The 23,068-nt window shown below is 66.8% G+C and carries 22 protein-coding genes; 16 read left to right on the top strand and 6 right to left on the bottom strand.

The window, feature by feature from the left end; translation table 11 throughout:
- Window positions 1–184 precede the first annotated feature (184 nt).
- Together ACV22V_RS16085 and ACV22V_RS16090 are read left to right on the top strand one after the other, a co-directional pair.
- Window positions 185–1,591 (top strand): HD domain-containing phosphohydrolase, encoded by a 1,407-nt coding sequence (locus tag ACV22V_RS16085; RefSeq protein WP_448014610.1) that lies wholly within the window; start codon window positions 185–187, stop codon window positions 1,589–1,591.
- 82 nt (window positions 1,592–1,673) lie between these two features.
- Complete coding sequence (locus ACV22V_RS16090; protein WP_448014611.1) at window positions 1,674–3,446, top strand: histidine kinase; 1,773 nt, start codon at window positions 1,674–1,676, stop codon at window positions 3,444–3,446.
- A gap of 18 nt (window positions 3,447–3,464) precedes the next feature.
- Here the strand turns inward: ACV22V_RS16090 and ACV22V_RS16095 are convergent, their stop codons facing one another.
- The 6 genes from ACV22V_RS16095 to ACV22V_RS16120 all read right to left on the bottom strand — a co-directional run bounded on the left by ACV22V_RS16095 (window position 3,465) and on the right by ACV22V_RS16120 (window position 9,691).
- Window positions 3,465–4,544, bottom strand: coding sequence for an extracellular catalytic domain type 1 short-chain-length polyhydroxyalkanoate depolymerase (locus tag ACV22V_RS16095; protein ID WP_448014613.1), 1,080 nt, complete (start codon window positions 4,542–4,544; stop codon window positions 3,465–3,467).
- 277 nt (window positions 4,545–4,821) lie between these two features.
- Window positions 4,822–5,205, bottom strand: a complete 384-nt coding sequence (locus ACV22V_RS16100) for a GtrA family protein (protein WP_448014614.1) — start codon at window positions 5,203–5,205, stop codon at window positions 4,822–4,824.
- A 15-nt stretch (window positions 5,206–5,220) separates the two neighbouring features.
- Window positions 5,221–6,264: a glycosyltransferase family 2 protein gene (locus tag ACV22V_RS16105; RefSeq protein WP_059536007.1), complete on the bottom strand. Its 1,044-nt coding sequence runs from the start codon at window positions 6,262–6,264 to the stop codon at window positions 5,221–5,223.
- A gap of 28 nt (window positions 6,265–6,292) precedes the next feature.
- Window positions 6,293–7,672: a glycosyltransferase family 87 protein gene (locus ACV22V_RS16110; protein ID WP_448014615.1), complete on the bottom strand. Its 1,380-nt coding sequence runs from the start codon at window positions 7,670–7,672 to the stop codon at window positions 6,293–6,295.
- A complete protein-coding gene (locus ACV22V_RS16115; RefSeq protein ID WP_448014649.1) occupies window positions 7,669–8,907 on the bottom strand; it encodes a glycosyltransferase family 87 protein in 1,239 nt (412 codons plus the stop codon). The genes ACV22V_RS16110 and ACV22V_RS16115 overlap by 4 nt, the downstream gene beginning before the upstream one ends.
- Before the next feature lie 250 nt (window positions 8,908–9,157).
- Window positions 9,158–9,691 carry a hypothetical protein gene (locus ACV22V_RS16120; protein WP_448014617.1) on the bottom strand — a complete coding sequence of 178 codons (534 nt, stop codon included), beginning with the start codon at window positions 9,689–9,691 and terminating at the stop codon, window positions 9,158–9,160.
- A gap of 254 nt (window positions 9,692–9,945) precedes the next feature.
- Between ACV22V_RS16120 and ACV22V_RS16125 the strand changes: the two genes are divergently transcribed.
- From ACV22V_RS16125 to ACV22V_RS16190, 14 genes are all read left to right on the top strand, one after another.
- Window positions 9,946–10,128 carry a Flp family type IVb pilin gene (locus ACV22V_RS16125; protein WP_059451855.1) on the top strand — a complete coding sequence of 61 codons (183 nt, stop codon included), beginning with the start codon at window positions 9,946–9,948 and terminating at the stop codon, window positions 10,126–10,128.
- Window positions 10,129–10,295: 167 nt separating this feature from the next.
- Window positions 10,296–10,502 (top strand): Flp family type IVb pilin, encoded by a 207-nt coding sequence (locus ACV22V_RS16130; RefSeq protein WP_059536016.1) that lies wholly within the window; start codon window positions 10,296–10,298, stop codon window positions 10,500–10,502.
- A 31-nt stretch (window positions 10,503–10,533) separates the two neighbouring features.
- Window positions 10,534–11,073, top strand: a complete 540-nt coding sequence (locus ACV22V_RS16135) for an A24 family peptidase (protein WP_448014619.1) — start codon at window positions 10,534–10,536, stop codon at window positions 11,071–11,073.
- A gap of 32 nt (window positions 11,074–11,105) precedes the next feature.
- On the top strand, window positions 11,106–12,506 hold the full coding sequence (locus tag ACV22V_RS16140) for an ATP-binding protein (protein ID WP_448014621.1): 1,401 nt from the start codon (window positions 11,106–11,108) through the stop codon (window positions 12,504–12,506).
- Between the two features lie 35 nt (window positions 12,507–12,541).
- Window positions 12,542–13,387: a Flp pilus assembly protein CpaB gene (gene cpaB / locus ACV22V_RS16145; RefSeq protein ID WP_059536027.1), complete on the top strand. Its 846-nt coding sequence runs from the start codon at window positions 12,542–12,544 to the stop codon at window positions 13,385–13,387.
- 115 nt (window positions 13,388–13,502) lie between these two features.
- Window positions 13,503–15,449 (top strand): type II and III secretion system protein family protein, encoded by a 1,947-nt coding sequence (locus tag ACV22V_RS16150; RefSeq protein ID WP_448014622.1) that lies wholly within the window; start codon window positions 13,503–13,505, stop codon window positions 15,447–15,449.
- Window positions 15,450–15,469: 20 nt separating this feature from the next.
- The gene (locus tag ACV22V_RS16155; RefSeq protein ID WP_059536033.1) at window positions 15,470–15,769 is read left to right on the top strand and encodes a hypothetical protein; all 300 of its coding nucleotides are present in this window, start codon (window positions 15,470–15,472) and stop codon (window positions 15,767–15,769) included.
- Between the two features lie 25 nt (window positions 15,770–15,794).
- Complete coding sequence (locus tag ACV22V_RS16160) at window positions 15,795–17,066, top strand: pilus assembly protein TadG-related protein (RefSeq protein ID WP_448014624.1); 1,272 nt, start codon at window positions 15,795–15,797, stop codon at window positions 17,064–17,066.
- 13 nt (window positions 17,067–17,079) lie between these two features.
- A complete protein-coding gene (locus ACV22V_RS16165) occupies window positions 17,080–17,613 on the top strand; it encodes a TadE/TadG family type IV pilus assembly protein (protein ID WP_059536039.1) in 534 nt (177 codons plus the stop codon).
- On the top strand, window positions 17,610–18,053 hold the full coding sequence (locus tag ACV22V_RS16170) for a TadE/TadG family type IV pilus assembly protein (RefSeq protein WP_059536043.1): 444 nt from the start codon (window positions 17,610–17,612) through the stop codon (window positions 18,051–18,053). Before ACV22V_RS16165 ends, ACV22V_RS16170 begins: the two co-directional genes overlap by 4 nt.
- Window positions 18,054–18,075: 22 nt before the next feature.
- A complete protein-coding gene (locus ACV22V_RS16175) occupies window positions 18,076–19,284 on the top strand; it encodes an AAA family ATPase (RefSeq protein WP_448014627.1) in 1,209 nt (402 codons plus the stop codon).
- Window positions 19,285–19,303: 19 nt separating this feature from the next.
- Window positions 19,304–20,671: a CpaF family protein gene (locus ACV22V_RS16180; protein WP_059536051.1), complete on the top strand. Its 1,368-nt coding sequence runs from the start codon at window positions 19,304–19,306 to the stop codon at window positions 20,669–20,671.
- 30 nt (window positions 20,672–20,701) lie between these two features.
- Window positions 20,702–21,679, top strand: coding sequence for a type II secretion system F family protein (locus tag ACV22V_RS16185; protein WP_448014629.1), 978 nt, complete (start codon window positions 20,702–20,704; stop codon window positions 21,677–21,679).
- Window positions 21,680–21,717: 38 nt separating this feature from the next.
- Window positions 21,718–22,692, top strand: a complete 975-nt coding sequence (locus tag ACV22V_RS16190) for a type II secretion system F family protein (protein WP_059690485.1) — start codon at window positions 21,718–21,720, stop codon at window positions 22,690–22,692.
- The last annotated feature ends 376 nt before the right edge of the window (window positions 22,693–23,068 follow it).

Here is a 23,068-nt window from a genome sequence, read left to right on the forward strand (position 1 = left end):
CGACGCGTCCCGCAACGATACCGGAAGTCGGCGTCACGCGTTCCGGATGACCGGCTCGCGCGCGGCCGACCGCGCGAGGGATGCCGCCGAACGGCTCATACGAATCAGCGTTTTCCCTAATGTGGAATATGCGGCACGCGCCGATGTCACAGAGGTGGTGAACATAAACAATCCGAGGACAGCCATGACCACATCCGCGATAAACGGAACGAATGATGCACCACCCGAAACGATCGCCGAAGCCGTATCCGACAACCCCGTCGCTGCGCCGTCGATCCTGCTGGTCGACGACGAGCCGAGCGTGCTGTCCGCGCTCAAGCGGGTGTTGCGGCCCGCGCGCTACGACATCCTGACCGCCGAAAGCGGGGAAGCCGCGCTCGACATTCTGGCTGCGACCGAAGTCGATCTGATCGTGTCGGACATGCGCATGCCGAACCTGAGCGGCGCGGCGTTTCTCGCCCGCGCCCGGTCGCTGTACCCGGACACGATGCGCATCCTGCTGACCGGCTATTCCGACGTCGCGTCGATCGTGGAGGCCGTCAACGAAGGCGGCGTGTATCGCTACCTGAACAAGCCGTGGGACGATCACGACCTGCTGATGACCATCGAGCAGGCGCTCGAACAGCGGCGCCTGCGGGCAGAGGCCGCGCGGCTGGCCGCGCTGACCGAAGCGCAGAACGAAACGCTGCGCCGCTTCAATACGGAACTCGAAACGCAGGTTCGCGCGCGCACCGAGGAACTCGGGCAAACCGTGATGTTTCTCGAAGCGGCGCAGCATGACCTGAAAAGCAGTTTCACCGCGATGGTGCAGGTCTGCGCGAGCATGATCGAGATGCGCTGCGGGTCGGCGAGCGGGCATGCGATGCGCGTCGGCGAGATTGCGCGCCGTCTCGCGCTGTCGGCGGGGATGAGCAGCCTGCACGCGCAGGACGTGTATTTCGCGGGACTGCTGCACGGCATCGGCAAGCTGTCGCTGCCCGACGAGCTGTTGCACAAGCCGCTCGTGAAGATGACCACGGACGAACACAGCCTGTTCCAGCAGCACCCGCTGCGCGCGCAGATGGTGCTCACGCCGGTCGCGCAATTGCACAAGGTCGCGTCGATCGTGCTGCACCAGTACGAGCGGTTCAATGGACGCGGCACGCCGGACGGGCTCGCGGGCGACGCGATTCCGCTCGGCTCGCGGATCGTCGCGATCGCGCGCGATTTCGAAGGGTTGCGCAACGGCGAGATCGGTTCGCCGCATTCGGTCGAGCAGGCGATCGACGTGCTGCACTCGCAGGCCGGCGTGCGTTACGACCCGCTGCTCGTCGCGCGCTTCATCGACCTGATGCGGGATCCGGCGAGCCTGCGCATCGCGGCGTCCGTCGCGGAGATCCGGTCCGAGCAGCTGCGCGAGGGAATGCAGCTCGCCGACGATCTGCGCACGCATCGCGGGGTGCTGTTGATGACGAAGGGCAGCGTGATGTCGGGGCACCAGATCGAGCTCGTGCGCCGTTTCGAGGCACGCGAAGGCACGACGTTCGACATTCTCGTGACGACCGGCGCCGCCGCGTCGACGCAGGCGCCCGCCGGCACGCCGCCTGACTGACGTTGCGCGGGACGGCTCGACCGTGGCGCGCAATCGGCCGCGCGTCGCGGCATCGCGTTCAATTCGACCGGGGCGCTCGATCATGCATGGCACCTACGACCTGCTGCTTGTTCTGCTGTCGCTCGTCATTGCGACGCTGGCTTCCTATACGGCGCTCGATCTGGCCGCGTTCATTTCGCTGCTCGACAACCCGACGCTCAAGCGCGCGTGGCTGGCCGGCGGCGCGGCCGCGATGGGCACCGGAATCTGGTCGATGCATTTCGTCGGCATGCTGGCGCTGTCGCTGCCGATTCCGCTCGGCTATGCGCTGCCGGATACCGGCGCGTCGCTGGCGATTGCGGTGCTCGTGTCGTATTTCGCGCTGAACGTCGTCACGCGCGCGCGGTTGGGGCGACGGCGCTTGCTGGCGGGCGGCATGCTGATGGGCGCCGGGATCGTCGGAATGCATTACACGGGCATGGCCGCGATGCACATGGCGCCGGGCATTCGCTACGATCCCGCGCTGTTCGCGGCGTCGATCGGCGTCGCGGTGATCGCGTCGACCGCCGCGCTCTGGATGGCGCAGACGTTGCGTGCGCAACAGGCTCGCCATGCGACCGCGCAACGCATCGGCGCCGCGCTGATCATGGGCATCGCGATCACGGGCATGCACTACACCGCGATGGCGGCCGCGCATTTCGCGCCGGATGCGCGCTGCGGCGCCGCGAACGGCATCGACGCGCCGTGGCTCGCGACGACCATCGCGCTGTTCACGATGGCGACGCTGATCGTCACGCTGCTCGTCTGCCGCTTCGATGCGCGCACGACCTTTCTGCGCGGCATGACGGACACGCTCGAACGGCTGGTGCGATTGCGGACCGCGGAACTCGAAGCGGCGTTGCAGCGTTACGAGCAGACGACGGCGATGCTGCAGCGCACGCGCGAGAACATGGCGACCGAGATCGACGAGCGCCGGGCGGCGCAGAGTCGGCTCGAACAGGAGAAGGACGAACAGCGGCGCCTGCTGCGGGCGCTAGAGGAAACCCACGTGCAGTTGCTGCAATCGGAGAAACTCGCGTCGATCGGCCAGCTCGCGGCCGGCGTCGCGCACGAGATCAACAATCCGATCGGCTTCATCAGCGCGAACCTCAATACGCTGAGGACGTGGGTGCGAAGCCTGCTCGACGTCGTCGCCGCGCATGACGCCGCGCTGACGCAACTGGAACCGGCAACGCGCGAGGCGCTGACGGCGATGCGCGTCGCCGCCGATCTGGACTACGTGCGCGACGAGATCGTGACGCTGATCGAAGAATCGATCGACGGCGCGGTGCGCGTGCGGCGCATCGTGCAGGACCTGCGCGATTTCTCGCGGCCGGGCAGCGGCGAGTGGAGCGTGGTGGATATTCACGCGGGCCTCGAGAGCACGCTCAACGTTGTCCACAACGAACTCAAGTACAAGGCCGACATCGTCCGCGAGTACGGCGACGTGCCGCAAGTCGAATGCCTTCCGTCGCAGTTGAACCAGGTATTCATGAACCTGCTCGTCAACGCCGCACATGCGATTCCGACGCGCGGCGTGATCACGATCCGCACGTCGAGCGACGGCGGGCAGGTGTCGATTGCGATCAGCGATACCGGAACCGGCATGACACCCGACGTCGTTCGGCGGATCTTCGATCCGTTCTTCACGACGAAGCCGGTCGGGCAGGGCACGGGGCTGGGGTTGTCGGTGTCGCATGGCATCGTCGAGCGCCATCGCGGCACGATCGACGTGACGAGCGAGCCGGGGCGCGGCACGACGTTCTGCGTTCGACTGCCGATCCGGCGCGCGGAAGGCAGCGCGGATGCGGTGGAGGCAGTCGAGCAACGGGCGTGAGCGACAGGCGACGCGTCGTTACCGCGCCCGCTTGCGCCGCCGCCTGCGAAAGAAATTCCAGAACATCGCGGTCGCGTCCGGCCCCGTCGCGGAGTGGAACGCTTCGCGCGGATCGCCGCCGCTCCACGCGTGCGCCAGACGGCGCACGATGCAGACGCGGACGATCAGCCGGCCGCCGCGCAGATAGTCGGTGTAATCCGCGTCGTCGTGCGCGTACGTATGTTGCTCGCCGACACGCAGTTCACCGTGCTCGTCGACGAGCCGATTGATCCGCGCGAACGCGACGCCGAGCTGCCGCGCGTTTTGCTCGGCGACGACCGTATCGAGTCCGCCATGCACGACGAGCGCGGGCATGCCCGGATAAGCGCGTACGTCGACGCAGGCGTCGACGACGCCTATCGGATCGTCGTGCAGGCCGCGGCGCATCAGGCTCATCGCGGCCATCGTCGACAACGGCGGCGCGATGGCCGGACCGGAGTGCAGGCCGACGGCCGCGAACAGGTCGGGAGATTCGATCGCCAGCCGTGCCGCGAGCCCTGCGCCGGCCGACATGCCGGCCAGGTAGATTCGGTCGCGGTCGAACCCGCGCGCCTGCACGATCGTATCGATCAGCGACGCGATCGCCGGCGCCTCCGACTGCGACGCATCGCCATGCCAGTTCCAGCAGCGATGCGAATGGGCGGTCTTCGCCTGTTCGGGAAACAGCACGGCAAACCCGGCGCGCTCGGCGATGCGGCAGATGCGCGTGCCCGCGGCGAACGACTCGGCCGTCTGCTTGCAGCCGTGCAGCATCACGACGACGGGCATGCCGTCGCTCGGTGCCGAGGCGGCGGGCAGGTACAGCGCGTACGCGAGATGGTTGACGAGCCGGCCGGCGGCCGGGCGCGCGGAATGAAACGAGCGCAGCCACGTGCCGGGTGCCTGGTGCGGCGATGTCCGCGCGGCGGTCGTCGAACCCGGGCGACGCGGGGGCCGTATGTTGGCGGCGCGCTTGGCCGCTGTGGCCGGTTTGGTCGCCTTCCTTTTGGGTCGCGTACTCGTCGCGGCGGAAAACAGATCGAACGGGCGTAGCCAGAGGCTGGATTTTTTCCTGGGCATGGACGGATCTCGTGCCGGCGGGGGCGTGCGACAGCATGCGGCGAAGCCGGCCGCTGGATGGCGGGCGAATGCGGGGGCAGCGCACAATGCGTGCCGCGGGACGCGTCCGCGTCGAGGTGCTCCGGCACGGCCGACACAGGGAAGCGACCGATCGACGGAACCCCGCACCCTGCGCCCCGATTCGGGCCGGCCACGCATCATGCTAGCAGGCGTCGCTCGCCTCGGGTGCGATGGTTCCGTGACCAATCGGTGAATGCTTTGACCCCACTGCCTGCGGTTATCGATACGTCCACAGCCGATGCATCACGAACATCGTCGGCGGGATCAGCAGCGCGATCGCGACGATCGCCACGCCGCGCGGCATGTCGAGCAGTTCGGCCGCACGCGCGAGCAGCATCGTTTCGGCGAAGCCGGCCAGCGCGACGGTCAGATAGCGCAGCAAGCTGCGCGAATGCACGGTCGACGAGAAGCTCCACAGCGTATTCGCGAGATACGAGAACGCCGTCGCGCAGACGAACGCGACGGCGTTGGCGGTCACCTGAGTCGCGTCGAACAGCGCATACATCGCGGAGGCGACCAGCAAATGCAGCGCGGTCGAGCCGAGTCCGGACAGGCCGAAGCGCGCCAGCCGCACGCGCTCGGCATAAAGCAGGTCGAACATCGCTGCCTCCGCTGCTCAGCGCTCGCCCACCCGCACGCGGGCCGGCTGCGCGCGGCGGCGTGCGTTCGGGCGCCGCGTATCGCGCGCGACCGGCAGTTCGATCACCTTGGCGTGCGTCTGGTAGCGGCGGCGAATCAGATAGACCGGGCGTTGTTTCGACTCGTCGTAGATGCGTCCGATGTACTCGCCGACCACGCCGATGCCGACGAGCTCGATCCCGCCGATGAACAGCGTCACCGACAGCAGCGACGCATAGCCGAGCACCGGGTTGCCGAACAGCAGCGTGCGGCCCACGATGAACGCGCCGTACAGGAATGCGAGTGCGGCGATGCTGAGGCCGATGTAGGTCCAGCTGCGCAGCGGCACGGTGCTGAAGCTCGTGATTCCCTCGAGCGCGAAGTTCCACAGCTTCCAGCCGGAGAATTTCGAGTGTCCGGCGCTGCGCGCTTCACGCTGATACTCGATGATCACGGTCTGGTAGCCGACCCACGCGAACAGCCCCTTCATGAAGCGATGACGCTCGGGCAGGCTGCGCAGCGCGTTCACGACCTTGCGGTCCATCAGCCGGAAGTCGCCGACGTTCTCCGGCAGCTTCACGTCCGACAGCATGTTGTGCACGCGGTAGTAGATCGCGGCGGCGGTGCGCTTCGCGAACGAATCGCACGCGCGGCTGCTGCGCTTTGCGGCGACGACTTCCGCGCCGTCGCGCCAGTGTTCGAGCATCACCGGAATCAGGCTCGGCGGGTCCTGCAGGTCGGCGTCGAGCGGAATCACCGCGTCGCCGGCCGCTTCGTCGAGGCCGGCCGTCAGTGCCGCTTCCTTGCCGAAGTTGCGGGTGAGATCGATGACGCGCACGCGGCGGTCGATCATGCTGACCCGGATCAGGCGTTCGAGGGTGTCGTCGCGGCTGCCGTCGTTCACGCAGACGATTTCGAAGCGGATCGAATCGAGTTCGGCCATCAGCGGAATCACGACGTCGAAGAAGCGTTCGACGGCCTCGCCTTCGTTGTAGAACGGTACGACCAGCGAGACGAGCGGTGTGTAGAGTGGTTCGCGCATGGTGGGTTCCCCTGAAATGACGTGCGTGTCAGCGGCCGGCACCGAAGGTCGGGCGGCCGGTGCGGCGCAGTCCGTGCGCCGGGCGGTGGTGTGAGCGGACCGGATGCGGGAAGCCGGTCTCGGTCGAGTTGTCGCGTGCGTCGGGCATCGACGGCACGTCGTGCCTTTCTTGTGCAATCCGGCTGACGAGCAGCGCCAGCGATGCCAGTGTGACGAGCGGCATGAACTGGAACGGCAGATGCGTGACGATCGCGAGACCGGCGAGCGGCGTCGCCCACATCAGCATCAGCCATTCGCGATCGAAGCGGCGCCAGCCGTGCGTCCACGCATAGCGCACATACCACGCGATCACGAGCCCGTACCAGGTCAGGTCGTAGTCGTACAGGTACGGGCTGACGATCAGGCATGCGCAGGCGAGCGTGGCGGCGCGCAGCGCGTACGAACACGCGCCGCGCCACGCGTACACGACGGCGATCGCGGCGGCCGCGGCCGACAGCAGCTGCAGGCCGCGCGCGATGTAGGCGGGCCAGCCGGCGAGGGTGGCGAGCGCGAACACGGTCGGCATGCGCGCGAGCTTGACGTGGCCCGCGTTGACCGTCTGATACGCGTCGTTGATGCCGTGCGCGAACGCGATCCACGACCCGATCCCGAACGCGAGCATCGTCAGTACGACGCCCGCGGCGATCGTCGCGGCCCATGCGGCCAGTGCGCGCCATTGTCCGGCGCAAAGCAGCGCGAGCGGAAACAGGACCGCCATCTGCGGCTTCATCGTCAGCAGACCGAAGCAGATGCCGGCGATGACGGGGCGACGATTCAGCGTCAGCAGTCCGAGGCCGGCGAGCGTCGCGGTCAGCAGGCTCGTCTGCCCGACGATCACCGTGAGGAACGCGCCGGGGAACGCGAGCGCGCAGAGCATCGCGGCATCGCGCTGCACGGTGGCGCGGATCGTCACCGCGAACAGCATGCAGGTCCCGCCGAGCCACAGCACCAGCGCGAGCAGGTACGGCATCCAGCCGAGCGGCAGCACCAACAGCAGCATGGTCGGCGGATAGAGCCACGGCAGCGAGCCGTCCGCGGCGTTCAGCGTCGGGATCGCGAGTTTCTCGATCGCGAAGAGCGAGGAGAACTGCCATGCGTCCACCGCATGCCCGAGCGCGGCGAGCCGCGCGGCGCTCCAGATCGGTGCGAAATCCTGCGCGAGCGGTTCGGGCACGGACGTATGCGACCCATGCACGCGTGCGAGATAGATGCAGATGAACAGCAACTCGGTGAACAGTACGGCCGCCGCATAGAGGCGTACCCGATCGCGATTGAGCCAATGCGGGAAACGGCGCGGGCCGGCGATCGGCAGTTCCGGATGAGCGTCGAGGGCCGAATCGGCGTGCAGAAGGGAGAGTGGCGTTTTCATTGCGCATTCCGCGACGCGAGGGTCGAGCGACGCACGACGACGAACAGGACGGCGAGCAGCACGACCGGGCCGATCTGCGGCAGCCGCGTGATCCGGTTGAACACCTCGAATACCGGCAACAACCACGCGAGCACGATCACGATCTGATCTCCCGGCAGCCAGCCTTCATCGAGCCCGTGGGCGATCAGGCAGAAGACCGCGATGCCGAGCCAGGCCAGTTCGTAATGCCACAGATAGGGCGTCGACAACAGCGTGGCGACCACCAGCGCCGCGCCGCGCAGCCGCATGTCGTCCGTGCGACGCCAGACCTGAACGGCGGCGGTGATGGCGAGCAATCCCACGGCGGCTTGCGCGGCGAGCGAGGCCGGAATCGATGCACCCGCGAGGCGGAGCGCCGCGAACGTCGTCGGCGAAACGAACCAGTAGGCGGGAAGGGTGAAGTGCATGCCGCGCACGATCGACATCGCATGGGCCAGGCCGCTCAGGGAGCCCGTGCCGGTCAGTGCAATGCCGGCCATGGTGAACAGCACGGTCGTGATCGCCGCCGACATGAAGGTTCGCCACGAGCGCGTCGCGATCAGCACGAACGGGAACACCATCGCCATCTGCGGCTTGATGGCGAGCAACCCGATCAGCATGCCGGCGACGATCGGGCGTCGGCCGAGGAAATGCAGCGCGAGCGCGGCGATGCCGGCGGTCAGGATGCTGTTCTGCCCGTACAGGATGGACGCGAACACGCCCGAATAGGCGAGCACCACGAGCGCCGCGGCGCGCGGAACGGGCAGGTGCGCACGCAGGCCCGACAGTCTCAGGGCGGCATACGCGTAGCATAAAAGACTGCCCGCAAAAAAGAGGAAATACGCGGGCAGGAAAGGCACGAGGGCAACCGGCGCGATGAACAGCAGCATCGTCGGCGGATAGAGCCAGGGCAGCGATTGGTGACCGATGTAGGCACCGAACCGCGCGACCTCGGCATGAGAGAAGAAGACCGGATCGTAGATCGCTGCGGCGTGGCCTTGCAGCACGAGTTGCGACGCGGTCCAGAAGACGGAGAAGTCGACACCCGGTCGGGCCGTCGACTGTGACGTGAAGGCGTCCGTTACGACGCCCCAGACGATCAGAAAGGTCACGCACAGCAGCAGCATGACGCAGCTGTACGGAACGATCCGGTCAGCCGTCAACCATTGAGCACAGCGTTTGGCGCGATAGCGCACTCCACGATTGGCTGTGTACATGATGCCCCGTTTGCAGTGAAGGCTGCCTGAGCTTCGGCAGCCATTTTGTGTTGTCGTGTATCCGGATCGAATCGCGCTCGATGGCGCTGTCCGGTGAATGCATTGTTGGAGAAAAAATCGCGTGACGCAAACCGCGGGCTGAATCGTGGAATCGCGATTCGACGGCGATATGGCTGAAAAGCGGGTTTTCACGTCTGAGAAAACCGCACCGGCGCAAACGATGTTTCTCGCTTGAAACATTCCGTGTTTTTCACCGCTCCGGCGGTATGCGGAATGCGCGTCGGGCGACGGGTGATCCGGATTCGGGAAAATCCCGAGAAATTTTTTTGGCGCCCTTGCACAGCACGGCGGCGCGCTGCCGGCACGCGGCGCCGGCCCGCATGCGTATATCAAATCTGAAACATTTTGTGCAGTGCGCCGAAACCCGGTCGACGGGTGAATCGCCGGAACCCTTGATGCGCCTCGTTTTCCCTCCGGCTGGCCTGCTCTTTGCGTCAAGGTCCGCACGACAGTCGACGACGTGATGAACGACCGGTTGAAGCAACAGGCTGACAAGACCGGATTCAATCACCTGCGGAAAGCAACGGATCGAGGGCGCGTCGGGGAATACGCCGCCCAGGCCTTGAAAACCGCCGGAAACGTCGACTGGGCGAATAGGCGACGGCATTGTCCGCGCAAAAAGAATCACATGACAGCATTGGGGAATAAAAATGAAAGACCAGAGCACGCCGCGGCTCGCATGCCGCGCAGAAGACCCGCAGTTGCATCGACGCATCAGCGTCATCCGCTCAATCCGTATTCATGCACGGAACGGTCGTTTCGCCGTTCTGCTCGATCGCGTCATTCGCCAGATCGCAGCGCGCATGGATATCGCACGCATCAGCTCACCGACCATCGTTCGCCAGGCCAGGCTCGTACCCTGCCGTGTGCGTCGCTGAGCGCAGCATCCGAATCCTTGTGTTGTTCCGGTAGTACCCCCGCTCCCCGCGTCGATCCCCGACAACGGGATTTTCATAGTAGTGCGAAAGGAGAGTAGCCATGTCCACGTTCATCCAGAAGATCCGCGGTTTCGTTCAAGACGAACAAGGCGTGACGGCCATCGAATACGGCCTGATTGCCGCACTGATCGCAGTTGGCCTCGTTGCAGCACTGACGCTGGTCGGCAACGACCTCAAGACCGTCTTCAACACGATTGCAGACGATCTCAACGCGGCGATCTGAATGGCGGGGCGGCGAACGGTGGGTCCGGCCCGTTCGTCGCCATCCCGTCGATCGTGCAGGGCCGGACACTCAACCAACAGATGTCGAATGGATCGAACGGCGGACGACTCGGCCGGTGCACTGCGCGAGTCTCCCCGCTCTCTTGACCAACTGAATCGGAGGCTGTCATGCGGACCAGCGGACGTGCGGTAGCGGTATCGCGATGGATCGGCGACGAGCAGGGGGTGACGTCGATCGAGTACGCGCTGATCGCGGCAGTATTCGCCACCATCGTGCTGGGAAGCGTGGTCACACTGAAAGGTTCGGTTGAAGACGCGTACAACATGATCGCGTCGATCGTGACCGCGGCGGTCAATACCGCACTGGGTCAGTGATTCCGACTATTACAGCCAATCGAGGTTCGCCATGTTGCCTGCCGCGCTGCCTTATCCGGTCCCGTTGTGCGTGACGGTGCTCGTCGTCGTCGCGGCCAGCACGGACATCACGAGCCGACGCATCCCGAACCGGCTCGTCGCGATCGGGCTGGCCGGTGCGCTGATCGCCCAGTGCGCGCTGCACGGGGTCCAGGCCGGCGCACTCGCGTGGCTTGGCGGCGCGGCGACCGGCTTCGGCATGCTGCTGCCGTTCTATCTGCTGCGCGGGATGGCCGCAGGCGACGTGAAGCTGATCCTGGCGATCGGCGCATGGGTCGGCGCGCAGATGACGTTCTACATCGTGCTGGCCACCTTTCTGGCCGGCGGGATCGGCGCGATCGGCCTTGTGCTGGTGCGCGGGCGCATGCGCCAGATGTGGGCGAACGTCCGGGCGCTGATCGCGCATCGCTCGATCCGCGCGTATGCAGGGGCAACCGACGGCCCCGTGGAAGTCGCGTCGGTCGGCGCGTTGCCGTATGGCGTCGCGATTGCCGCCGGCACGCTGGGCATGCTGTTCGTTTCGCGCGTCTAGCGCGACGAACCCGCAACGAGGATGAAACGCACATGAACACGATCCCCACCGAACCGAAGCGCGACGCGCAGGTTACGCACCTGCCGCATCCGTCGCCGTTGCGGGAGGCGTATGCGAAACCGGGCACACAGTTGCCTGCCGCGCCGCGCTCGCTCGAGGAAACCGGACTGAGCCAGTCGTTCGTCGCGGGGCTCGTGCTGAAGTCGACGCTGGTGCTTGGCCGGCCGTCCTACGGCGACCTGATCGAGCGCCACTGCCTGCCGCTCGCGGTGCTCGACGACATCTTCGCGTTCCTGGTACGCGAGCATCTGGTCGAACTCACCCATCGCGGCAAGACGGACCTCGACGTGACGTTCCGCCTGACCGACGCGGGCCGCGTGGCCGCGCTCGAAGAATGCGCGCGCAGCACGTACAGCGGGCCCGCGCCGGTGACGCTCGACGCGTATCTCGACTGCGTGTCCACCCATTCGGTGCGCAAGCTGCGCGTGGCCCAGAACGACGTATGGGCCGTATTCGAAGGCGTCGTGATGGACACGTCGGTACTCGACTCGGCGGCCGCCGCGCTGAACTCCGGCCGTCCGCTGCTGATCTACGGCCCCGCCGGCAGCGGCAAGACCTTCCTCGCCGAGCGGCTCGGCGCGTTGATGGGCGGCCATGTACCGGTGCCGTATGCGATCTACGCCGCCGGGGAAGTGATCCAGATCTACGATCCGCTCGTGCACGTCGACGCGCCGTCGCAAACGGAGGGCCAGTCGATCGATCGCCGCTGGCGCCTGTGCGAACGGCCGGTCGTGATGTCCGGCGGCGAGCTGACGCTCGACGAGCTCGACCTGCGCCGCGATGAAGCGGCGGGCTTCTACCAGGCGCCGCCGCACATGAAGGCGAACATGGGCATGTACATCGTCGACGATCTCGGCCGCCAGCGCGTCGAGCCGCGCGACCTGCTCAACCGCTGGCTGCGTCCGCTCGATCGCGGCGTCGACTTCCTGACGCTCGAGTCCGGCAATCGATTCGTGCTGCCGTTCGACGTCTGGCCGGTGTTCTCGAGCAACCTGGCGCCGGAGCAGTTCGCCGACGACGCATTCATGCGCCGGCTCGGCTCCAAGCTTCACGTCGGCGCGCTGTCGATCGACCACTACCGCGCGGTGTTCGACGCCGCATGCGAGTCGCTCGGACTGGTGTCGTCACAGGACGCCTTCGACTATCTGCTGCACCGGCTGCACCTGCCGACCGGCAAGGCATATCTCGCATGCTTCCCGATGGATCTGCTGCGCCTCGTCGCCGCCGGCGCGCGGTATCGCGGCGATCCGCCCGAAGTGACGCACGACGCGCTGCACGACGCATGGGCCAGTTATTTCGGCACGGCGCCCGAGCGCGACGGCGGATATCTGCCGCCTGCCGAGCACGGCGGTCACACAGTCATAACCGGTTGAGCCGTTTCTTTCACGATTCGTTGAGGAGCATTGCCATGAAAAACAGTCGAGCGCTCATGATGCTGATCGTCGCGATGGTCGCGGGGCTTGCCGCGGTCGTGTTCGCGTCCCGCTGGTTGATGAATACATCCAGCAGCTCGGTCACGTCGGTCGCGGTGGCGACCACCGACCTGAACCTGGGCGAGCCGCTCGGGCCGAACCAGATCCGCATGGTGAGCTGGCCGTCGGGCAGCGTGCCGACCGGCGCGTTCACCGACACGAAGGAACTCGAAGGGCGCGTCGTGCGCACGAGCCTCGCGCGCGGCGAGCCGGTGATCGAGTCGAAGCTCGCGCCGGTCGGCACGAAAGGCGGGCTGTCCGCCGTGATCGCCGACGGCAGCCGCGCGATCACCGTGCGCGTGAACGACGTGGTCGGCGTCGCGGGCTTCGCGCTGCCGGGCAACTACGTCGACGTGATCGTCAACACGCAGGAACAGCAGGGCAAGACCGACGGGCAGAGCATCTCCAAGATCGTGCTCGAGCACATCCTGGTGCTGGCCGTCGCGCAGCAGGTCAGCCGCGACGACACCGCACCGAAGGTGGTCAACGCGGTGACGCTCGAAGTCACGCCCGACCAGGCCGAACGCCTCGACCTCGCGCGCAGCGTCGGCACGCTGTCGCTCGTGCTGCGCAACCAGGTCGACCAGAAGACGCTGACGACCGACGGCGCGACCAAGCTGACGCTGCTCGGCAAGGCTCCGGTGCCGGATGCACCGCCCGCACCGGTACACGAACGCGTACGCACCGTGCGCGTGCACGTCGCGTCGCACGCGGCACCGGAGGCGCGCCACGATTGTGTCGGCGTGCTGACCGGAGTGCGGGGCAGCGTCGAATGCTTCTGAAGCCGTAGAACACACATCCAGATAACCACATCAACCAGATCGGCCGCCGTCAGGGCACGGCGGCCTTGGAAGTCGACAACCGGCGGCTCGCCGGTCACTCGGGGGATCAGACGAAATGAAGATCAATCCGCAACATTCAGGTACCGGCCCGGTGCGCACACGCATCGCACGGGGCACGATGATGGCCGCGATCCTGTGTACGGGGTGGCTGACGGTATACAGCGCGCTGGCCCAGGAAGGCGCGGAATCGGCCGCGCTGATGAAGGGCGGCGCGAGCGCGCCGGCTGCCGTCGCCAAGGGGCCGATGCAGATGACGATCAGCATGGCGCCGGCGGTTGCCGCCGCGCCTGCCGCATCGGCAGGCCCGCTGCGTGGACCGAATTGCGTGGGCGCGGTGCGCGAGTCGACCAGCGTCAGCGTGCCGCTCGGCAAGTCGCTGCTGGTGCCGATGCCGGAGCCGGTCCGCAACCGGACCATCGGCAACCCGGCCGTCGCGCAGGCGACGATGGTGTCGCCGCAGACGCTGTACATCCTCGGGCTGACGGTCGGCACGACCAACATGATCGTGCAGGGCCGCAGCGGCGCATGCCGCGTGATCGACGTGGCGGTCGGCGCGGACGCCGGCGGCTTGCAGGCGTCGCTGACGCAGCTGATGCCGAACGAGCGCGACATCCACGTCTCGACTGCCGCCGGCACGATCGTGCTGGCGGGCAACGTGTCGAACTCGCAGGCCGCGCAGCAGGCGGTGCAGATCGCCCGCGCGTACAGCGAAAGCGCCGGTGACGGCAGCGGCAAGGGCGCCGGCGTGCTGAACATGCTGGCCGTCACGTCGCCGCAGCAGGTGATGCTCGAGGTGAAGGTCGCCGAAGTGTCGAAGACGCTGATCAACCAGATGGGCAGCGCATTCAACATCCAGGGCGGCTTCGGCTCCTGGAGCGGCGCGCTCGTCAGCAACCTGCTCGCGGGTGTCGCAAGCGCCGCGGTCTTCAACAAGGCGAACAACAAGCCGTTCAGCATCGCGGCCGATGCGCAGAACACCGACAACCTCGTCAAGATCCTCGCGGAGCCGAACCTCGTGACGATCAGCGGCCAGGAAGCGACGTTCCTCGCCGGCGGCAAGATCTTCATCCCGGTACCGCAGAGCAGCGGGACGGGCACGTCGACGATCACGCTGCAGGAAGAGGAGTTCGGCGTCGCGCTGAAGTTCACGCCGACGGTGCTGGGCAACGGCCGGATCAGCCTGAAGGTCGCGCCGGAAGTGTCGGAACTGTCGCAGACGGGGGTCACGCTGAGCGCGACCAACATCGGCGGCACCTCGATCCTGCCGCTGATCACGACCCGGCGCGCGTCGACGACGGTCCAGATGGGCGACGGCGAATCGTTCGCGATCGGCGGGCTGATCAAGGACAACGCGAGCGGCGCGCTGAAGGCGATCCCCGGTGTCGGCGAGGTGCCGGTGCTCGGCGCGCTGTTCCGCAGCACGTCGTTCCAGCAGGACCGCACCGAGCTGATCTTCGTGATCACGCCGCACCTGGTGAGGCCGCTGCAGACCGCCGACCTGCCGCTGCCGACCGACAGCTTCTCGAAGCCCAACGAAGCAGACGTGTATGCGACCGGCAACATGGAAGGCCGCAAGGGTGTCCGCAAGGCGGGCGCGCAACCGGCGAGCGGCGCGATGAATGCACCGCAGACGCCGGCACCGGCTCCCGCGCCGCAATCGGCTGCACCGGCCGCCGCGCTGCCCGCACCGCGTGCGCCGCAACCTGCCGAAGCACCGGCACCGGTGCCGGCGCAGCCCGAGAAGCCGGCGGCTGCAGCGGCCGCCACGGCGGGGGCGGTGAACGTCGAACCGGTGCCTGCCGTGCCGTTGCGGCCGCAACCGCAGGCCGACGCGGCCAGCGCGGCACGGATCGCGCGCATCGAAGCCGCTGCCGCGCGTCTCGCGGCGGCCGGCTCCGACACGCCGGCAAAACCGGCGCCGCGTTCGAAGCAGAGTCTGCCGGCCGCCACCCACGCGCAGATCGCGCGGGCGAATGCGGAACCCGCGTCCAACGATCGTTGAAGCCATCCAAGGGGAAGCTCATGAAATCCGCCTACCTCGTATTCGTGCGCCGTGCGGCGCTCGCCGTCCCGCTCGCGTTCGCGCTTGCCGGCTGCATGTCGTCCACGCCGGTGTGGGACAGCCGCTTCGGCGACTCGGTCCGCGCCGTCACGCAAGCCCAGATCATCGATCCGCATGCCGCCGAACACGCGGCCTCGCGGCAGGGGGTCGACGGCAGCGCCGCCGCGGCCGCGCTCGACAACTACGACAAGTCGTTCAGGCAGCCCGAGCCGAAAGCCAATGCATTCGTGATCGGGATCGGCAAGTCGTCGGGGCAATAACACAGGCACGCTCAGGGAGAACGCCATGTCCAGCGCAGCTCGTCATCCGAAACTCACGCGTCGCGGTATGCGTCGCCAGCAAGGCGCCGTCGCGATCATCGTCGGCCTCGCACTGGCGGTGATGATCGGGTTCGTCGGTCTCGCGCTGGACCTTGGCAAGCTGTACGTCACGCGCAGCGAACTTCAGAACAGCGCCGACTCATGCGCGCTGTCCGCTGCGCGCGACCTCACGTCGGCCATCAGCCTGCAGGTCGCGGAGGCGGACGGCATCGCCGCCGGCCACTCGAATTTCGCGTTCTTTCAGCAGAACGCGGTGCAGATGCAAACGGATTCGAACGTCACGTTCAGCGATTCGCTGACCAATTCGTTCCTGACGAAGTCGGCCGTCGCCACGCCGGCGAACATCAAGTACGTGAAGTGCACCGCGCAGTTGACCAACATCGCGCACTGGTTCATCGAAGTGCTCAACACGATTCCCGGCGTGCGGGTCGCGAACGCGGCGCAGGTTTCGGCGAGCGCGATCGCGACGGTGGGCGCCGGGCAGACGACCTGTGCGATTCCGGTGTTCGTGTGCCGGGCGTCGTCCACCGCGCCGTACAAGGTCGGCGACTGGATCGCGTCGCCTTCCGGCTCGTCGTCGACGTACGGGCCCGGCAACTTCGGCTGGGCCGCGCTTGACGGTTCGACGAACGAGCCGACGATCGCAAGCGAATTGTCCGGCAATACCTGCAACATCACGTCGCCGCCCAAGCTCGGTTCGACGGGTCTGAAGTCCGCGTCGCTGCGCGCCTGGAATACCCGCTTCGGCATCTACACGAACGGCGCCAATGGCTCGAGCGGCCAGCCGGACTTCACCGGCTACGCATACGTCGGCCCCAACTACGGGCCGCCGGGAACCGCTGGCATCGTCGGCGACGCGTACACGCAGTTCGTGCTCGATCGCGCAAGCTTCAAGTCCTACCAGGGCGACGGCGCGCCGCCTGCCGGCAGCGGCATTGCGACCAAAGGGACCGCCACGGCAAGCAACTATCAGACGTTCGGCGGCGACCGCCGCGTCGCGCTTGCCCCCGAGGGCGACTGCTCGACGCTGAATGGGGCAAGCAATCAGTTGACCGTCACGCAGTGGGACTGCGTGCTGATGCTCGATCCGCTGCCGTTCAGCCCGGGCGCCGGCGGGGTCGTCGCGCATCTCGAATACCTCGGCTCGGCGTCATCCGGCAACACGCCTTGCGCGACGCACGGTTTGCCGGGCAGCGGCAGCTCGGTCGGCCTCAAGGTGCCGATGCTCGTTCAATAGAGGAGACGCGATCATGAAAAGGTTCCCGATTCGCCGGTCGCGCATGCGTGGTGTCGCCGCGGTCGAGTTCGCGCTCGTGCTGATGCCGATGATCGTGCTCGCGACCGGTGTGGCCGAGTTCGGCCGCGCGATCTATCAGTACGAGACCCTCACCAAGGCGACGCGCGACGCAGCGCGCTACCTGTCGGTCTATCTGCCGGCCGACAGCGGCTATCCGCTCGCGGCGGCGCAGTGCCTGGTCGTCTACGGCAACACGACCTGCGGGTCTGCCGGCACCGAGCTGGTGCCGGGGCTCACGACATCGATGGTGATCGTGTGCGACGCCGCGCATTCGACCGATTGCGCCGACGCGTCCGACCCGCCGCAGTTCGCGAACCTGCCGACCTACGACTCGACTAACAACGCGGCGAGCGGCACGGCGACCGGCAGCATCAACGTCGTCGAGGTGAAGGTGAAGGGCTACCAGTACCAGCCGATTCCGGCCTATCCGGGGCTGTCGTCGATCACCTTCGGCAACATCGTCACCGTGATGAGGCAAGTGTCATGAACGCGCGCCCCTTTCCGCTGTCGCGCCGTCGCGGCCAACGCGGCGCGACGATCGTCGAGTTCGCGCTGATCGCATCGATCCTGATCATGCTGCTGATCGGCATCTTCGAATTCGGGCGCGTGCTGTTTTACTGGAACACCGCGACCGAGGCCATCCGGCTCGGCGCACGCACGGCGATCGTCTGCGACGTGAACGCCGCCGGTGTCGTGAAGCGCGTGAAGTCGCTGATGCCGATGCTGTCGAACGCGAACGTGTCGGTGAGCTACACGCCGTCAGGTTGCGACGTGAGCTCCTGCTCGTTCGTGACCGTCAGCATCACCAACGTCACGGTCAGGACGATGATTCCGATCGCGAACGTCGCGATCACGATGCCGCCGTTCACCACGACGATGTCGCGGGAAAGCCTGAACTCCTCGACGGGCGGTAGCGCCTGTCAATAATCGAAACCGACGAGGCACAGTCATGATCAATATCCTCGTAGCTGCCGACGATACCGCCCGGCTCACGCAGACCGCGCGCCTGGTCACCGACAGCGGACACTATCGCGTGACCCGAGCGCATGGACGGCCGTCCCAGATCGAGCATCGAACGGACGGGCTCGATTCATTCGACATCCTGCTGATCGACGGCGCGACGACCGATGCGTCCGAGCTGTCGGCGCTCGAACGGATCTGCCGGCTGCACCCGGGCCTGACCTGCATCCTGGTGACGGCCGATGCGGCGCCGAACGTGCTGCTCGACGCGATGCGCGCCGGCGCGCGCGACGTGCTGCAGTGGCCGCTCGATCCCGCGGCGCTCGCCCGCGCGCTCGAGCGTGCCGCCGCGCAAAGCACGCGGCGCGACGGCGACGATACGCGCTTCGTGTCGTTCATGTCGTGCAAGGGCGGCGCGGGCACGAGCTTCGCCGCGAGCAACGTGGCGTACGAGATCGCCGAAACCCACAAGCGCCGCGTGCTGCTGGTCGATCTGAACCAGCAGTTCGCGGATGCCGCGTTCCTCGTCAGCGACGAGACGCCGCCGTCGACGCTGCCGCAGCTGTGCGCGCAGATCGAGCGACTGGACGGCGCGTTTCTCGACGCGAGCGTCGCGCACGTGACGCAGAACTTCCACGTGCTCGCGGGTGCGGGCGACCCGGTCAAGGCCGCGGAGATGCGCGAGGATGCGCTCGAATGGATCCTCGGCGTCGCGGCGCCGCGCTACGACTTCGTGATCTTCGACATCGGCGTGAGCATCAATCCGCTGTCGATGATCGCACTGGATCGCAGCGACCAGATCCAGCTCGTGCTGCAGCCGGCGATGCCGCACGTGCGCGCGGGCCGCCGGTTGCTGGAGATTCTCGTGTCGCTCGGCTACCCGACCGACCAGATGCGGCTGGTGGTGAACCGGATGACGCGCTCGAGCGAACGGTCCCGCACCGCGCTCGAGGAAGTGCTCGGCCTGCACGCGAGCAGCACGATACCCGACGATGCCGACACCGTGCGCGAGGCGCTCGACCAGGGGCATCCGGTCTCGCGCGTCGCACGCAGCGCCGCGGTGACGCGTGCGTTGCAGGCCTGTGCGAAGCAGATCGTCGAAGGGGACGTGCGCACCCGGCACGACACGTCCAGCAGCGAACCGTTGATGTCACGGCTGTTCGGCCGCAAGGCCACGCCGAAGCTCAAGTCCATGTGAATCTTTCGGGGAAACCATCATGTCATTGCGCGAACAGATGTCCTTGTACCGGACGCAGCCGCAGGCGGCGGGCACCGAACCGGCAGGTGCGACGCATTCGTCGGTACGCGACGCGTACCAGAAGCTGCGCCGTGAAATTCATCTGGCGGTTCTTGAACGGGTCGAGCTGGAGCGCCTGTCACGCCTGCCGCAGGAACAGGTCCGGCAGGAAATCGCGGCGCTGATCTCGCGCATCCTCGACGAGGAGCGCTTGCTCGCGAACGACATCGAGCGGCGCCAGCTCGTGATCGACGTGTACGACGAAATGTTCGGCTTCGGACCGCTGGAAGCGCTGCTGCGCGACCCCGGCATCTCCGACATCCTCGTGAACACGTACCGGCAGGTGTACGTCGAGCGCGCCGGCCAGCTCGAGCTGACCGACGTGACGTTCTACGACGACGCGCACCTGATGAAGGTGATCGAGAAGATCGTGTCGCGGGTCGGGCGCCGCATCGACGAATCGACCCCGATGGTCGATGCGCGTTTGCCGGACGGCTCGCGCGTGAACGCGATCATTCCGCCGTCGGCGATCGACGGGCCGCTGATGTCGATCCGGCGTTTCGCGGTCAACCCGCTGAAGATGGACGACCTCGTGAGTTACCAGAGCCTCACGCCGCCGATGGCGGAACTGCTCGATGCGCTGGCCAGGGCGAAAGTGAACGTGCTCGTGTCGGGCGGGACCGGCAGCGGCAAGACGACGCTGCTCAACATCCTGTCGGGCTTCATCCCGCGATCGGAGCGGATCGTGACGATCGAGGATGCGGCGGAGCTGCAGCTTCAGCAGCCCCACGTGCTGCGGCTCGAAACGCGGCCGCCGAACATCGAGGGCAAGGGCGAGATCACGCAGCGCACGCTCGTGCGCAATGCGCTGCGGATGCGGCCGGACCGGATCATTCTCGGCGAAGTGCGTGGCGCGGAAGCGCTCGACATGCTCAATGCGATGAACACCGGCCACGAAGGCTCGCTCGCGACGATTCACGCCAACACGCCGCGCGATGCGCTCACGCGGCTCGAGAACATGATCAGCGTCGGCGGCCTGACGCTGCCGCCGAAGACGATGCGTCAGCAGATCGCGTCGGCGATCTCGGTGGTGGTCCAGGCGACGCGGCTCACCGACGGCAAGCGCAAGATCGTCAGCATCCAGGAGCTGACCGGGATGGAAGGCGACATCATCAACATGCAGGAGATCTTCACGTTCAAGCGCACCGGCATGGATCGCGACGGAACGGTGCGCGGACACTTCTGCGCGACCGGCGTGCGGCCGAAGTTCGCCGAGCGGCTGCAGGCGTTCGGCATCAACCTGCCGGATTCCCTCTACGACCCGGCGCAGCGTTACGAGACGAAGTGACGCGCGTTCGTCTGATTCCGGGGAGGTCTCATGGACTCGATATTCTACGGTTTTGTGATTCTCACCTTCGTCGCGGTCGTGCTCGCGATCGAAGGTGTCTATCAATGGTGGAACTCACGCCACGGTGCCGCGGCACGCCGGATCGAGTCGCGCCTGCGCGCGATGTCGGCCGGCGGCAGCGTGCAGCAGGAGCGGCTGTCGATTCTCAAGAAGCGGATGCTCGACGAGTCGAAACCGTTCGACCGGCTGCTGCTGCGCATGCCGCGTGTGCAGTCGGTGGATCTGCTGCTGCAGCAATCGGGGCTCGACTGGACGGTGGCGAAGCTCGTCGTGTACAGCGCGGTATTGCCGGTGACGGCGATGCTCGTCCTGTCGTTCACCCCGTTGCCGCTGATCGCCGTGGTGCCGATTGCGCTGCTGACCGCATGCTTTCCGGCCTTGTACGTGATGCGGCATCGCAACCGGCGGATGCTCAAGCTCGAGCGCCAGCTACCGGATATCTGCGACATGATCGCGCGCGCGCTGCGCTCCGGCCACTCCTTTACGAGCGCACTCGGCATGGTCGGCGAGGAGTTTCCCGATCCGATGGGCGGTGAATTCCGGATCACGTTCGACGAGATCAATTACGGCGTATCGCTGCACGATGCGCTGGTGAACCTCGCGACGCGCGTGCCGGCCCATGACCTGCGCTACTTCGTGATCGCGGTGCTGATCCAGCGCGAGACCGGCGGCAACCTGGCCGAGCTGCTCGACAGCATCGCATCGCTGGTTCGCGAGCGCTTCAAGCTGTTCGACAAGGTCCGCGTGCTGTCGGCGGAAGGGCGGCTGTCGGCCTGGATCCTCGGGCTGCTGCCGTTCGGCACGGCGGGCATGATGGCGGTGTTGAACCGGGAGTTTCTGTCGGTGCTCTGGCAGGATCCGGCCGGCATCAAGATGGTTGGCGTGATGCTGGGGTCGATGGCATTCGGCATGCTGTGGATTCGCCGCATCATCCGGATTCGCGTCTGACGCGTGTCTCAGGCTTCACGAACCGATTCGAGGCTGTCATGCAAAACCTGAGCGTAGTACATACCGTGATGCTGGCCGGCTTGTTCATCTTCGTCGCCGGCGGCGTGCTGGTCGCGATGCTGCTGTTTGCGCCGCGCAACATGGAGCGCCGGATCCAGCAGGCGAGCGGAGCAAGTGTCGGCATCGGCGCCGGCGCGGGCGACGGCGGCGGGCAGGCATCGCGCTGGGTCGCGAAGCTCGTCGAGCTGTCGCAACCGATTTCCCGGCTGTCGGTGCCGCAGGAGGGCTGGGAGAATTCACCGCTGCGGATCCGGCTGATGAACGCCGGCTGGCGCGATCCGAACGCGGGCGCGCTTTACTTCGCGGCGAAGACGGTACTCGCGCTGGCGCTGCCGGGCGCGGCGCTGCTGGCGCTCGCCACGACCCGGCTCGCAGGTCAACGCATGCTGCTGTCGTTCATCCTCGTCGCGCTCGCCGGGATCGGCTACTACGTGCCGAACGTGATCCTCAAGCGGCGGATCGCGACGCGTCAGCGGGTGATCTTCGAGGACTTTCCGGATGCGCTCGACCTGCTGACCGTATGCGTCGAAGCAGGGCTCGGGCTCGATGCGGCGCTGATGAGGGTGAGCGAGGAACTGCGCTTTCGCAGCGAAGTGGTCGCGAGCGAGCTCGACTTGCTGCTGCTCGAGATGCGTTCCGGATTCACCAAGGAAACTGCGCTGCGCAATCTGGCACTGCGGACCGGCGTCGAAGACATCGAATCGTTCTGCGCGATGCTGATCCAGGCCGACCGCTTCGGCACGAGCATCGCCGAATCGCTGCGCGTGCTGTCCGACATGCTGCGCACGCGGCGGCGGATGCGCGCCGAGGAGCGCGCCGCGAAGATCGCGCTGAAGCTGCTGTTCCCGCTGATCTTCTGCATCTTCCCGGCGCTGATGTGCGTGTTGCTCGGGCCGGCGATGATTCACGTGTATCGCGTGCTGCTGCCGACCTTCACGAGCATCGGGCAGTAAGCAGCGGCGCGGGACTGCCGCGCGAACCGGATGTACGTGCCGACCGGGCATCGCCGGCCGGCACGGTCACCGTCTTCATGGGAGGCTCCTCCTCCCCCCGGGCGGCGTCGCGAGACAGGTCGATCATAGCGGCGTCAATGCAACCCGGACCCATGGTCGACCATGGAGACAGCCGTAGTCCACTGCCCGCGCGGGTGGCCCCCTACGGCTAACCCTGGACGGAAAACCGCCCGGAACGGACCAGCCGTCACGGCTGAAGCCATTCGTGTCGATAACGCGAGCGATTGTTTACCGGATTGCCGCTCGACGCAGGCAACCGCCGCGCGGCCGCGGCACGTATCGACAGATGCCGCCGCCGACGCGCGCGTCATCGCGC

Source organism: Burkholderia sp. AW33-5, assembly GCF_053427615.1.